Here is a 12,827-nt window from a genome sequence, read left to right as displayed (position 1 = left end):
CGCGCTACCGGCGCGGCGCCGCGAAGCCCTCCAGGTCGGACCGGGTCAGCCCGGTCGGGCGGGCCACCTCGGCGAGGTCGAGGGCGCCGCAGTCCAGGCCGCGCAGCAGATAGCCGCTGAGGGCCTTGGCGGTGGCGGGCTCGTCCATGACGTCGCCGCCGGCCCGGTCGGCGTACCGGGCGAGCCGGGCCGCCGCCTGCTCGAAGCCTTCGCGGTAGAAGGCGAAGACGGCCGCGTAGCGGGTGGGGAGGTGACCGGGGTGCATGTCCCAGCCCTGGTAGTAGGCACGGGCCAGGGCGCGGCGGGTGAGGCCGTAGTGCAGGCGCCAGGCGTCGTGGACCTTTTCGGTGGGGCCGACCGGGAGGACGTTCGTCGAGCCGTCCGAGAGGCGTACGCCGGTGCCCGCCGCCGCGACCTGCATGATCGCCTTGGCGTGGTCGGCGGCCGGGTGGTCGCTGGCCTGGTGGGCGGCCGAGACGCCGAGGCAGGCGCTGTAGTCGAAGGTGCCGTAGTGCAGTCCGGTGGCGCGGCCCTCGGCGGCCTGGATCATCCGGGCGACGGTCGCGGTGCCGTCGGTGGCCAGGATGGACTGGCTGGTCTCGATCTGGATCTCGAAGCCGATCCGGCCGGGCTCCAGGCCGCGCGCCTTCTCGAACGCCTCGAGCAGCCGGACCATGGCGGTGACCTGCTCGGGGTAGGTCACCTTCGGCAGGGTCAGCACAAGCCCGTCGGGCAGGCCGCCGGCTTCCATCAGGCCGGTGAGGAAGATGTCGAGGGTGCGGATGCCCCGGTCGCGCACCGCGGCCTCCATGCACTTCATACGGATGCCCATGTACGGCGCCGCGGTCCCCTTCTCGTACGCCTCGGCGATCAGCCGGGCCGCGCGGGCCGCCGCCTCGTCCTCCTCAGCGTCCGGGCGGGAGCCGTAACCGTCCTCGAAGTCGACGCGGAGGTCTTCCACGGGCTCGCGCTCCAGCTTGGCGCGGACGCGGTCGTGGACGGGGGCGGCGAGTTCCTCGCTCAGCCCGAGGACTGCGGCGAAGGAGGCGGCGTCCGGGGCGTGTTCGTCGAGAGCCGCGAGGGCCCGGTCGCCCCAGTCGCGGACGGTGTCGGCGGCGAAGAGGTCGCCGGGGACGTACACGGTGTGGACGGGCTGGCGGGTGCCGGGGTCTCCGGGGTAGCGGCGCTCCAGTTCGGCGTCGACCGGTGCGAGGGAGGCGCTGATCTCCTCGCTGACGGCGCCCGCGAGGGTTGTCGCCACCTGCTCCTGTCGGCCCTGACCCATCCCACGCCCTCCGACTTTCCGCTGTACGGAATCAACAATCCGTAGAACGAAGTTATCCGGACGGCTTCTCGCGGGTCAACACCCCGTCCACAGCGTGATCCACCGGGTTCACTCGCGCTGCCGAGAACCTCAACGCCCTCTTTCATCCTCCGGTTCACACCCTCATCCTGACCCCTCGGGAGGGATTCACATGTCGGAGACCCACAGAGTGACGCGTCGCACGGGCCTGAGAACGGCGCTGGCCGCCACGCTCACCCTGCCGCTGGCCGCCACGGTGTCGGCGTCCGCCGCCAAGCCGGACAGCCCGCGGCTGGACGTCATGACGTTCAATCTGCGCTTCGCGAGCACCGCCGAGCCCAACAGCTGGGCGGCCCGCCGCCCAGTGATGCGCGAGCTGTTGCGCCGCGAGGCGCCCCATGTCATCGGCACCCAGGAGGGCCTCTACCCACAGCTGCGCGACATCGCCGCCGACCTCGGACCGCACTACGAATGGATCGGCACCGGCCGCGAGGGCGGCAGCCACGACGAGTCCGTGGCGGTCTTCTACGACGCCCGGCGCCTGGCTCCGGACGAGCACGACACCTTCTGGCTCTCCGACACACCGAAGACGATCGGCTCGAACACCTGGGGCGCCGCCCTGCCCCGCATCGCCACCTGGGTCCGCTTCCGCGACCGCCGTGCGGGCGGCCGCGAGTTCCACGTCCTCAACACCCACCTGGACCACGCGAGCCAGTACGCACGCGAGCGTGCCGCGACGCTCGTCACGCGGCACCTCGCGGGGCTGGACCGGTCCTTACCCCTGCTCGTGACCGGCGACTTCAACTCGGCCGCCCACAAGAACCCGGTACACGACACTCTGCTCGGCGCCGGACTCGCCGACACCTGGGACTCGGCCGCCGAGCGCGGCAAGCTCTACGGGACCTTCCACGGCTACAAGGCACTCGTTCCGGACGGCGACCGCATCGACTGGATCCTGGCCAGGGGCGTCACGGCACACCGGGCGTCGGTCAACACCTTCTCGCGCGACGGCCGGTTCCCCAGCGACCACCTTCCCGTCCAGGCGTCCGTGACCCTGGGATGAGCCGAGGCCCCCGTGACCGGCGGAGCGGTCACGGGGGCCTCGAACGGATGCGGGGAGGGTCAGCCCTTGCGGGTCTTGATCTCCTCGGTCAGCTGCGGGACGACGTCGAACAGGTCGCCGACCACGCCGTAGTCGACCAGGTCGAAGATCGGGGCCTCGGCGTCCTTGTTGATCGCCACGATCGTCTTCGAGGTCTGCATACCGGCGCGGTGCTGGATGGCGCCGGAGATGCCGGAGGCGATGTACAGCTGCGGCGAGACCGACTTGCCGGTCTGGCCGACCTGGTTGGTGTGCGGGTACCAGCCCGCGTCCACCGCGGCACGCGAGGCGCCGACGGCCGCGCCGAGGGAGTCGGCGAGCGCCTCGATGATCGAGAAGTTCTCCGCGCCGTTGACACCGCGGCCACCGGAGACCACGATCGCGGCCTCGGTCAGCTCCGGGCGGCCCGTCGACTCACGCGGCGTACGGCCGGTGACCTTGGTGCCGGTCGCCTTGTCGGAGAAGGACACCGACAGGGCCTCGACCGCACCGGCGGCCGGGGCGGCCTCGACGGCGGCCGAGTTCGGCTTGACCGTGATGACCGGGGTGCCCTTGATGACACGGGACTTGGTGGTGAAGGACGCGGCGAACACCGACTGAGTGGCCACCGGGCCCTCGTCGCCGGCCTCCAGGTCGACGGCGTCGGTGATGATGCCGGAGCCGATGCGCAGCGCCAGACGGGCGGCGATCTCCTTGCCCTCGGCGGAGGACGGGACCAGCACGGCGGCCGGGGAGACGGCCTCGACGGCGGCCTGCAGGGCGTCCACCTTCGGGACGACCAGGTAGTCGGCGTACTCGGACGCCTCGTGGGTGAGGACCTTCACCGCGCCGTGCTCGGCGAGCGTGGCGGCGGTGTCGGCGGCGCCGTTGCCGAGCGCGACGGCGACCGGCTCGCCGACGCGGCGGGCCAGGGTCAGCAGCTCCAGGGTGGGCTTGCGGACGGCGCCGTCCACGTGGTCGACGTAGACGAGGACTTCAGCCATGGGATTGCTCTCCTGCGAAACGAAGTTGAGGGGCGGTCAGCGACTGCTGGGCTCAGATGAACTTCTGGCCCGCGAGGAACTCAGCGAGCTGCTTGCCGCCCTCGCCCTCGTCCTTGACGATCGTGCCGGCCGTGCGCGCGGGACGCTCGGCCACGGCCTCGACCTTGGTGAAGGCGCCGTCGAGACCGACCTCCTCGGCCTCGATGTCGAGGTCGGAGAGGTCCCAGGACTCCACCGGCTTCTTCTTGGCGGCCATGATGCCCTTGAAGGACGGGTAGCGCGCCTCGCCCGACTGGTCGGTGACCGAGACGACGGCCGGGAGCTGCGCCTCGAGCTGCTCGCTGGCGGCGTCGCCGTCGCGGCGGCCCTTGACCGTGCCGTCCTCGACCGAGACCTCGGACAGGAGGGTGACCTGCGGGACACCCAGGCGCTCGGCCACCAGGGCGGGTACGACGCCCATGGTGCCGTCGGTGGAGGCCATGCCGGAGATCACCAGGTCGTAGCCGGCCTTCTCGATGGCCTTGGCCAGTACCAGGGAGGTGCCGATGGCGTCGGTGCCGTGCAGGTCGTCGTCCTCGACGTGGATCGCCTTGTCGGCGCCCATGGACAGCGCCTTGCGCAGCGCGTCCTTGGCGTCCTCCGGGCCCACCGTCAGCACGGTGACCTCGGCGTCGTCGGCGTCCTCGGCGATCTGCAGGGCCTGCTCGACCGCGTACTCGTCCAGCTCGGAGAGCAGACCGTCGACGTCGTCCCGGTCGACGGTCAGGTCATCGGCGAAGTGCCGGTCGCCAGTGGCGTCGGGCACGTACTTCACAGTGACAACGATCCTCAAGCTCACGCCGGCTCTCCTACTGCATCGTCATTTCTGGGCTGCCTCTTGCAGGCAGCATAGGCGCCTGAAGCGGCCGATCCCGGTCGGGGCGGCCGCGCGCTCCGATCGAAATATTACTCGTCAGTACACCCAGTTCGTTCCCGCTAAGCAAGCGCTTTGAACTGTGACCTTCGCAACGCAGCGTAACCGGAATCCGACGGCTCCGCAGGAGAGCCGCCGCGTGATCAATCCCGCAGACCGTTGAAGCGGCCCTGGTGGTAGAGGAGCGGGCGCCCGGCCCCGGTGGGGTCGCCGAGGACGACTTCGGCGAGCACGATGCGGTGGTCCCCGGCCGGGACCCGCCCGATCACCCGGCAGACCAGCCAGGCCAGCACCTCGTCCAGCACCGGTACGCCTTCCGGGCCCTCACGCCAGGCCGTGGGCGCGCCGAACCGGTCGGCGCCGCTGCGGGCGAAGGTGGCGGCCAGCTCCCGCTGGTGCTCGCCGAGTATGTGGACGCCGACGTGTTCGGCCTCCGATATCGCCGGCCAGCTGGAGGCGCCGGTGCTGATGCCGAAGGAGAGAAGCGGAGGGTCGGCGGAGACGGAGGAGAGGGAGGTGGCGGTGAAGCCGACCGGGCCGGCGTCACCGCGGGCGGTGATCACCGCGACGCCCGCGGCATGCCGCCGGAAGACGGAGCGCAGGAGGTCGGGGGAGGCGAGCTGGTAGGTGGCGAGATCGGGCGTGGCCGTCACGGAGTTGTCCTTCTGGGAGAGACGAGAAGCCGGTCCGTCGCTGCTCAACAGCCCGGACAGCGCGCGCTCGCGGTGCGGGCCAGGTCGACGTGCGCCCGTCCGACGAGAAGGAGTTCCTCAGGCATACGGTCAGGCTGACGATACGTGGTGCGCGCAGTCAAGTACGGTCCGGGATCTGGAAGCTGCCTCGCCGTCATGGGCACGGCCGTCACACCGCCTCTCCGAGTGCCGCGATCACGTCGGACTTGCGCGGCTGGCCGGTGGCGCGCCGCACCACCCGCCCCTCCGCGTCGAGGACCAGCACGGTGGGGGTCTTGAGGATCGCGAGTTCGCGTACGAGGTCGAGGTGGGCCTCGGCGTCGATCTCGACGTGGGCGACGCCGGGGACCATACCGGCGACCTCGCCGAGGACCCGCCGGGTCGCCCGGCAGGGCGCGCAGAAGGCGCTGGAGAACTGCACGAGCGTGGCCCGCTCGCCGAGTTCCCCGCCCAGCTCCGCCGGCCCGAGCCGCTTGCCGTCGTCCCGCCCGCGCACCCGTACTCTCCCGCTCCGCCGCCGCTGCAGCACTCCGTAGGCGCCCGCCACAGCGAGCACCGCCACGCACACCACCACTCCGGTCATCATCTGCACAAGCATTCATGAGACTGCAAGGATTCCCGCCTCCCTGAGGAGTTTCCGTTGCGGAATGCTTGATTCATGGACATTGACGTGAGGGGGCCGCGCTTCGGGGCGGCCGTGACGGCGGTCGTACTGGCGGCGGTGCTGGTCACCGGGAGCGGGTGGCTGCTGGCCTGGCAGACCCTGGCGTTCGCGCTGGGCGCGGCCGGGGGTGTGGGCCGGTCGCCGTACGGGTGGGTGTTCCGGAAGGCCGTACGCCCCCGGATCGGCCCGCCGACCGAGTTCGAGGCGCCCGAGCCGCCGCGGTTCGCCCAGGCGGTAGGGCTGGTCTTCGCGGGCCTCGGGCTCGTCGGGTACGCGCTCGGGCCGCAGTGGCTGGGGCTCGCGGCCACCGGCGCGGCGCTCGCCGCCGCCTTCCTGAACGCGGCGTTCGGGTACTGCCTGGGCTGCGAGATGTTCCTGCTCGTCCGTCGGATGACGGTACGTGCGCAGTAAAGGGGACTTAAAAGACCGAGGTGGATCATAGGCCGACGTGACGAGAATCTCGCCGCCGCGGGGCACCAGGACTGGCTACCCGACCGTTCTTCGGGCACGATCTGCGAGACGCCGTAAACCTACGGCTGCGTAACCTCCCGCCGGGAGCCCCCTTTCCCAGGCAGAGCAGAAAGGGCCCACCCCGCCCATGGCAGAACTGGTCTACCGCCCCGTCGTCGGCCTCGCCCTGACCCTGTTCAAGGCGTGGGACCTCAAGATCGACTGCAAGGGGTCGGAGAACATCCCGCGCTCGGGCGGCGCCGTGCTGGTGAGCAATCACATCAGCTATCTGGACTTCATCTTCAACGGCCTGGCGGCGCTTCCGCAGAAGCGGCTGGTGCGGTTCATGGCGAAAGAGGCCGTGTTCCGCCACAAGATCTCCGGTCCGCTGATGCGCGGGATGAAGCACATCCCGGTCGACCGCAACCAGGGCGAGGCGGCGTACGCGCACGCCCTGGACTCGCTGAGGTCCGGTGAGGTCATCGGGGTCTTCCCGGAGGCCACGATCTCGCAGTCCTTCACGCTGAAGAGCTTCAAGTCCGGTGCCGCGCGCCTGGCCCAGGAGGCGGGCGTCCCGCTCGTCCCGATGGCGGTGTGGGGCACCCAGCGACTGTGGACCAAGGGTCACCCGCGCAACTTCAAGCGCAGCCACACCCCGGTCACCATCCGCGTCGGCGAAGCCATCGAGGCCTCCCGCGACCTGTACGCGGGCGCGATCACCCGCAAGCTGCGCGAACGCGTCCAGGAGCTCCTCGACGCGGCCCAGCGCGCCTACCCCGCCCGCCCCAAGGGCCCCGAGGACACCTGGTGGCTCCCGGCCCACCTGGGCGGCACGGCCCCGACACAGGAGCAACTGCGGGCGGCGGAGGCGCACTAGAGCCCGAGGGCGTGCCAGTGCGGGCGGCGCGACGACACGGCTCCGGCCGAGCAGTGGTACGGCGGTGGCCGTCGCCGGTGCGGTGATCGCCGCCGATCACTCCTGCGGCAGAGTGCGTGCCGAGACAGCGGGGTGGAGGGTGATCCGCGCGCCGGGGCTGAACTTCTCCAGCAGTTCGGCGAGTTCGGCGCCCGCCGCCTCCACCTCGGCGACCGGCATCGGGGCGAGGCTCTCCAGCAGGAAGACGCCGGAGGCCGTCGCCTCGGTGAGCCGGGTGCGCGGGCCCTGGCGCCAGTTCCAGCGGCGGCAGGTCACCCCCGCGTCGTCGCGCCACACCACCTCGCCCGGGTCGGGGTGTTCGACGCTCTCCTCACCCCCGGCGACGGTCACGAAGTCCTCCTCGCCCGTGGCGCGCACCAGACGCATCCCGCCCTCGACGCGGTCGAGGTCCTCACCGCCCACCGGGATCAGGTGGGCGACGCTGACGGCGTTGTAGAGGTCGACGAGCAGGTTGATCCGGGGCAGACCGGCGTCGGACAGCGCCCTCCTGGCCAGCGCCTCGGCCGAGTTGCGGGTGCGCGACGGCTTGGAGCCGAACGCCGTGTACACCTCGCGCCAGGCGGCCATGTGCGGGTCCTCGTGCGGGGCGCGCCCGTCCAGGCGTACGGCGAGCCGGCGGGCCGCGTCGTCCAGGAGCGCCGAACCGGCCTCCGTGCTCGGTCCGCCCGCGAGGCCGGACGCTTCGACGGCGACGTGGGTGAAGCCGGGCGCGAGGGCGCGTACCTCGTCGGACACGGTGAGCGTGAGAGTCATCTGTCTCGCCTCAGAGTGCGGTGGGGAGCGTCTTCCACAGGAACGCCCGGTCGGGCGCGGCCTTCAGGGCAGCGAGCACGACCGGATGGGGTTCAGCGTACAGCTCCGGGTAGTCCATCTCATTGGACTCCGGGTCCGGCTCGAAGGCCAGCCACTCGCCGTCCAGGGAGAACTGGGCGTCCACACCCGGCTTGTTGCCGCGCGGGTCCTGCCGGTGCCAGGCACCGTTGAAGCGCACGGCGACCAGCCCGTGCACCACCTCGAACTTCTGGTAGCAGAGCGCGGTGGGGATGTCCTCGGCCCGCAGCAGCGCGGCCAGCGCGTGGGCCTTGGCATAGCAGATGCCCGTGCCGCGCTCCAGCACGTCCGAGGCGCGCCAGGTGACCCGCGGGTCGCCGGAGTCCTGTGAGTGCGGGATGGTGTCGCGCACGAACTCGAACGCCAGGCGCGCATAGGAATACGAGTCCTCGGCGTCCCTCGCCAGACGTGCGGCCGTCTCCCGGACGCGCGGGTGATGGTGGTCGATGGCCTCGTCGGCGGCCAAATACGCGGACAGGTCAGGGTTTTCCTGGATCAGCTCCATGCCCGCAGAGCATAGGAATGCGATCACCCGACAGTCAATGACTTTTCGGGCGACCGCATACTTATGCAAGAGCAGCGCCTAGCGCGCCATCTCCTCCTTGACCGCCGCCACGAACGCGTCCACGTCGTCCTCGGTGGTGTCGAAGGAGCACATCCAGCGCACGACGCCCGCGGCCTCGTCCCAGAAGTAGAACCGGAACCGCTTCTGCAGGCGCTCGCTCACGTCGTGCGGGAGCCGGGCGAAGACCCCGTTGGCCTGGACGGGATAGAGGAGCTCCACCCCGTGCACCGCCCGCACGCCCTCCGCCAGCCGCTCGGCCATCTCGTTGGCGTGGCGGGCATTGCGCAGCCACAGGTCCCTGGCGAGCAGTGCCTCGAACTGCACCGACACGAAGCGCATCTTGGAGGCGAGTTGCATGGACATCTTGCGGATGTGCTTCATGTGGCTGACGGCGTCCTGGTTGATGACCACGACCGCCTCGCCGAACAGCGCGCCGTTCTTCGTCCCGCCCAGCGACAGGATGTCGACGCCGACCGCGTTGGTGAACGTCCGCATCGGGACGTTCAGGGACGCGGCGGCGTTGGCCAGCCGGGACCCGTCCACGTGCACCTTCATGCCGCGGGCATGGGCGTGCTCGCAGATCGCGCGGATCTCGTCGGGCGTGTAGACGGTGCCCAGTTCGGTGCTCTGGGCGAGCGACACGACCTGCGGCATGGCCCGGTGCTCGTCCTCCCAGCCGAACGCCTGCCGGTCGATCAGCTCGGGGGTCAGCTTGCCGTCCGGGGTGGGCACCGTGAGCAGTTTGAGGCCGCCCATGCGCTCGGGGGCGCCACCCTCGTCGACGTGGATGTGGGCGCTCTCGGCGCAGATCACAGCGCCCCAGCGGTCGGTGACCGCCTGGAGCGCGACGACGTTCGCGCCGGTGCCGTTGAACACCGGGAACGCCTCCGCCGTGGCACCGAAGTGGCTGCGGATGATCCGCTGGAGGTGCTCGGTGTAGTCGTCCTCGCCGTACGCGACCTGGTGGCCGCCGTTGGCCAGGGTTATGGCGGCGAGTATCTCGGGGTGGACCCCCGCGTAGTTGTCGCTGGCGAAACCGCGGACCTGCGGGTCGTGGTGGCGACGGGCGTCGGTCCTGGGAGGGTTCACGGCTTCTCGGTCAGCCACAGACGGTTTCCGTTCACTTCGGCGGCGGGCTTGCTCCAGACTCCGGTGATGGCCTCGGCCAGGTCCTTGACATCGGTGAAGCCCGCGAACTTCGCGTTGGGGCGTTCGGCGCGCATCGCGTCGTGCACCAGCGCCTTCACCACCAGGATGGCAGCCGCCGACGTCGGCCCCTCGGGGCCCCCGGCCTTGCGGAAGTAGTCGGCGAGGGCCAGCGTCCAGGCCTCGGCGGCGGCCTTGGCCGCGGCGTAGGCGGCGTTGCCCGCGGTGGGCTTGCTCGCGCCCGCGGCGCTGATCAGCAGGTACCGGCCGCGCTCGCTGCGCTGCAGCGCCTCGTGGAAGGCGAGGGTGGTGTGCTGCACGGTCTTGACGAGCAGCAGCTCCAGGAAGTCCCAGTCGTCGAGGCTGGTCTTGGTGAAGGTCTCGCTGCCGCGCCAGCCGCCGACGAGGTGGACGAGGCCGTCGACGCGGCCGAAGTCCTTCTCGACGTGGGTGGCCCAGTCGCGGGTGGACTGCAGGTCGAGCAGGTCGACCGTGTCCCCGGTGACGGTGGCGCCACCGGAGGCGTACCGGGCCGCGTCCACGGCCTCCGAGAGCCGCTCCGGGTCGTTGTCCGCCCCGACGACGGTCGCTCCCGCCTCGGCGAGCCGGAGCAGCGTCGCCCGGCCGGCGGGTCCGCCCGCGCCGGCCACCGCGATCACCGCACCGCTCAGTGGCCCGTTCCCGTTCCCCATCTTCGCCTCCTGCTGAGCAGTGTTCGCTGTGTCGGTGGTGCGCCCGCTCACGCGGCGATCCGCTCGGCGCCGTCCGCGGTGATGCCCTTGGTGGAGGCGATCACGTTCTTCAGCTTCTTGGACAGGGCCTCATAGAACATGCTCAGCGGAAACTCGTCCGGAAGCACGTCATCGACGAGTTTGCGCGGCGGCTGGGTCAGGTCGAGGGCGTCGGGGCCCTTGGCCCACTTCGATCCGGGGTGCGGGGCGAGGTAGGTGGAGACCAGCCCGTACCCGGCGAACCAGTGCACGAGCTTCGGGCGGTCGATGCCGTCCTTGTACAGCTGCTCGATCTCGGCGCACAGCTGGTTGGTGACCTGCGGGGCGCGCTCCCAGTCGATGGAGAGCTTGTTGTCGGTCCAGCGGACCACGTCGTGCTTGTGCAGGTAGGCGAAGAGCAGCTGGCCGCCGAGGCCGTCGTAGTTGCGGACGCGCTCACCGGTGACCGGGAAGCGGAACATCCGGTCGAACAGCACCGCGTACTGCACGTCACGGGCCTGCGGGACGCCGTCCGCCTGCAGCTTCACGGCCTCCTTGAAGGCGGTGAGGTCGCAGCGCAGCTCCTCCAGGCCGTACATCCAGAACGGCTGGCGCTGCTTGATCATGAACGGGTCGAAGGGCAGGTCGCCGTGGCTGTGGGTGCGGTCGTGGACCATGTCCCACAGCACGAAGGCCTCCTCGCAGCGCTTCTGGTCGTGGACCATCGCGGCGATGTCCTCGGGCAGCTCCAGGCCCAGGATGCCCACGGCGGCGTCGGTCACCCGGCGGAAGCGGGCGGCCTCGCGGTCGCAGAAGATGCCGCCCCAGGAGAATCGTTCCGGCGCCTCGCGCACGGCGATCGTCTCGGGGAAGAGGACGGCGGAGTTGGTGTCGTACCCGGACGTGAAGTCCTCGAACTTGATGCCGCAGAACAGCGGGTTGTCGTAGCGGGTGCGCTCCAGCTCGGCCAGCCAGTCCGGCCAGACCATGCGCAGCACGACCGCCTCGAGGTTGCGGTCGGGGTTGCCGTTCTGCGTGTACATCGGGAAGACGACCAGGTGCTGCAGGCCGTCCGTGCGGTGCGCGGCGGGCTGGAAGGCCAGCAGCGAGTCCAGGAAGTCCGGCACCCCGAAGCCGCCGTCGGCCCAGCGGCGCAGGTCCGTCACGAGGGCCTCGTGGTAGGCGGCGTCGTGCGGGAGCAGCGGGGACAGCTCGGTGACGGCGTCGATCACACGGCGCACGGCGAGCTCGGCCTCGGCCGGATCCGGGGCGCCGACGGCGTCGAAATCGATCGATCCGTCCTTGGACTGCCATGGCCGGATCTGCTCCACGGCATCCTTGAGCACGGGCCACCCAGGGTGCTCAACCACCCTGGTCGCGGGAGGAATCTGCCCCTCCACACCCACCTGCACAAGAATTTCCGTCATGTCCCATCCTCCACGGGAGAAGCTCGCGTAAGGACACCGTACGCATACGGGGTTTCTCCCAGCAAGAGGAGGCTCCGGAAATTATCCTGCGTCACCCCCTTGGTCACCGCTCTTTTTCCTGCCGGACATGCGACGGACGCACACTTCCGCTACAGCCGGAGGCATGACGACGCCGTACCGGGGTAGAAGCCGGGACCGACCGGATCCAGCCGGTCAATCACCGGAGGACTCGCCCACGCCCGGGTGACCGCCGCGAAGGGTACGGGCCCGGTACGCCTCGGTCGTCTCCCCGATCCCCCGTGTACGTGCGGGTTCAACCCGGGACCAGGCCATTAGGCTGCGAGCCTGCCGCGTGGACAGCGACGTCCCTCCGGTCCGCGCGCGTGCCGAGCCGCCGTCGACGGAAGCGAGTTGAACCTTGAACTTCCTTACCATCGGTCACCGCGGGGTCATGGGTGTCGAGCCCGAGAACACCCTTCGTTCCTTCGTCGCCGCCCAGCAGGCCGGCCTCGACCTGATCGAACTCGATCTGCACCTGAGCAAGGACGGCGCCCTGGTCGTCATGCACGACGCGGACGTGGACCGCACGACCGACGGCGCGGGCCCGATCGCCGAGAAGACCCTCGCCGAGCTGCGCACCCTGGACGCGGGCCAGGGCGAGCGGGTACCGGTCTTCGAGGAGGTCCTGGACGCCGTGAAGACGCCGCTGCAGGCCGAGATCAAGGACGTGGCCGCGGCGCGGGCGCTGGCCGAGGTGATGCACAAGCGGGACCTGGTCTCGCGGGTGGAGGTGTCCTCCTTCCACGACGAGGCGATCTCCGAGATCGCCCGTCTGGTGCCCGGAGTCCGCACGGCGCTGATCGCCAGCCGCTACGGCACCGACGTGGTGGAGCGGGCCGTGGCTGCCGGTGCCGCGACCGTCTGCCTCAACATCCGCCGGCTCACCCTGGAGGTCGTCGAACTCGCCCGCGAGGCGGACCTCAGGATCATCGGCTGGGTGGTCAACACCCAGGACCATCTGCGGCTGGTGCGCGCCCTCGGTCTGGACGGCGCGACCACCGACTATCCCGAGATCAAGCGCACCGGCCGCTTCACGGCGTGACG

At 70.6% G+C, this 12,827-nt stretch carries 14 protein-coding genes; 4 read left to right on the top strand and 10 right to left on the bottom strand.

Annotated elements, in window-relative coordinates; genetic code table 11:
- Positions 1–4 precede the first annotated feature (4 nt).
- The gene (locus ACZ7L0_RS21395) at positions 5–1,285 is read right to left on the bottom strand and encodes a DUF6986 family protein (protein WP_471244072.1); all 1,281 of its coding nucleotides are present in this window, start codon (positions 1,283–1,285) and stop codon (positions 5–7) included.
- A 190-nt stretch (positions 1,286–1,475) separates the two neighbouring features.
- Between ACZ7L0_RS21395 and ACZ7L0_RS21390 the strand changes: the two genes are divergently transcribed.
- The gene (locus ACZ7L0_RS21390) at positions 1,476–2,366 is read left to right on the top strand and encodes an endonuclease/exonuclease/phosphatase family protein (RefSeq protein ID WP_471244071.1); all 891 of its coding nucleotides are present in this window, start codon (positions 1,476–1,478) and stop codon (positions 2,364–2,366) included.
- A gap of 59 nt (positions 2,367–2,425) precedes the next feature.
- On the opposite strand, the gene ACZ7L0_RS21385 is transcribed toward ACZ7L0_RS21390, so the two are convergent.
- The 4 genes from ACZ7L0_RS21385 to ACZ7L0_RS21370 all read right to left on the bottom strand — a co-directional run bounded on the left by ACZ7L0_RS21385 (position 2,426) and on the right by ACZ7L0_RS21370 (position 5,576).
- Complete coding sequence (locus ACZ7L0_RS21385) at positions 2,426–3,388, bottom strand: electron transfer flavoprotein subunit alpha/FixB family protein (RefSeq protein ID WP_471244070.1); 963 nt, start codon at positions 3,386–3,388, stop codon at positions 2,426–2,428.
- Positions 3,389–3,440: 52 nt separating this feature from the next.
- On the bottom strand, positions 3,441–4,226 hold the full coding sequence (locus ACZ7L0_RS21380; RefSeq protein ID WP_471244069.1) for an electron transfer flavoprotein subunit beta/FixA family protein: 786 nt from the start codon (positions 4,224–4,226) through the stop codon (positions 3,441–3,443).
- Positions 4,227–4,444: 218 nt separating this feature from the next.
- Positions 4,445–4,954 (bottom strand): flavin reductase family protein, encoded by a 510-nt coding sequence (locus ACZ7L0_RS21375; protein ID WP_471244068.1) that lies wholly within the window; start codon positions 4,952–4,954, stop codon positions 4,445–4,447.
- Between the two features lie 208 nt (positions 4,955–5,162).
- Positions 5,163–5,576: a TlpA family protein disulfide reductase gene (locus tag ACZ7L0_RS21370; RefSeq protein WP_471244316.1), complete on the bottom strand. Its 414-nt coding sequence runs from the start codon at positions 5,574–5,576 to the stop codon at positions 5,163–5,165.
- A 75-nt stretch (positions 5,577–5,651) separates the two neighbouring features.
- Between ACZ7L0_RS21370 and ACZ7L0_RS21365 the strand changes: the two genes are divergently transcribed.
- Together ACZ7L0_RS21365 and ACZ7L0_RS21360 are read left to right on the top strand one after the other, a co-directional pair.
- Positions 5,652–6,068, top strand: coding sequence for a DUF4395 domain-containing protein (locus ACZ7L0_RS21365; RefSeq protein WP_471244067.1), 417 nt, complete (start codon positions 5,652–5,654; stop codon positions 6,066–6,068).
- A 187-nt stretch (positions 6,069–6,255) separates the two neighbouring features.
- Positions 6,256–6,984 (top strand): lysophospholipid acyltransferase family protein, encoded by a 729-nt coding sequence (locus tag ACZ7L0_RS21360; RefSeq protein WP_471244066.1) that lies wholly within the window; start codon positions 6,256–6,258, stop codon positions 6,982–6,984.
- Positions 6,985–7,080: 96 nt separating this feature from the next.
- On the opposite strand, the gene ACZ7L0_RS21355 is transcribed toward ACZ7L0_RS21360, so the two are convergent.
- From ACZ7L0_RS21355 to ACZ7L0_RS21335, 5 genes are all read right to left on the bottom strand, one after another.
- Positions 7,081–7,797 (bottom strand): B3/B4 domain-containing protein, encoded by a 717-nt coding sequence (locus tag ACZ7L0_RS21355; RefSeq protein WP_471244065.1) that lies wholly within the window; start codon positions 7,795–7,797, stop codon positions 7,081–7,083.
- A 10-nt stretch (positions 7,798–7,807) separates the two neighbouring features.
- Complete coding sequence (locus ACZ7L0_RS21350) at positions 7,808–8,380, bottom strand: transglutaminase domain-containing protein (protein ID WP_471244064.1); 573 nt, start codon at positions 8,378–8,380, stop codon at positions 7,808–7,810.
- 78 nt (positions 8,381–8,458) lie between these two features.
- Positions 8,459–9,529, bottom strand: coding sequence for a threonine aldolase family protein (locus ACZ7L0_RS21345; RefSeq protein ID WP_471244063.1), 1,071 nt, complete (start codon positions 9,527–9,529; stop codon positions 8,459–8,461).
- Positions 9,526–10,278: an SDR family NAD(P)-dependent oxidoreductase gene (locus ACZ7L0_RS21340; RefSeq protein WP_471244062.1), complete on the bottom strand. Its 753-nt coding sequence runs from the start codon at positions 10,276–10,278 to the stop codon at positions 9,526–9,528. Before ACZ7L0_RS21340 ends, ACZ7L0_RS21345 begins: the two co-directional genes overlap by 4 nt.
- 47 nt (positions 10,279–10,325) lie before the next feature.
- The gene (locus ACZ7L0_RS21335; RefSeq protein ID WP_471244061.1) at positions 10,326–11,723 is read right to left on the bottom strand and encodes a DUF6421 family protein; all 1,398 of its coding nucleotides are present in this window, start codon (positions 11,721–11,723) and stop codon (positions 10,326–10,328) included.
- A 418-nt stretch (positions 11,724–12,141) separates the two neighbouring features.
- On the opposite strand from ACZ7L0_RS21335, the gene ACZ7L0_RS21330 reads away from it, so the two are divergent.
- Positions 12,142–12,825, top strand: coding sequence for a glycerophosphodiester phosphodiesterase (locus tag ACZ7L0_RS21330; RefSeq protein ID WP_471244060.1), 684 nt, complete (start codon positions 12,142–12,144; stop codon positions 12,823–12,825).
- Positions 12,826–12,827: the final 2 nt, after the last annotated feature.

It is taken from the genome of Streptomyces sp. NPDC039424 (assembly GCF_055639495.1).
This window is presented reverse-complemented; position numbering and strand designations above follow the sequence as displayed.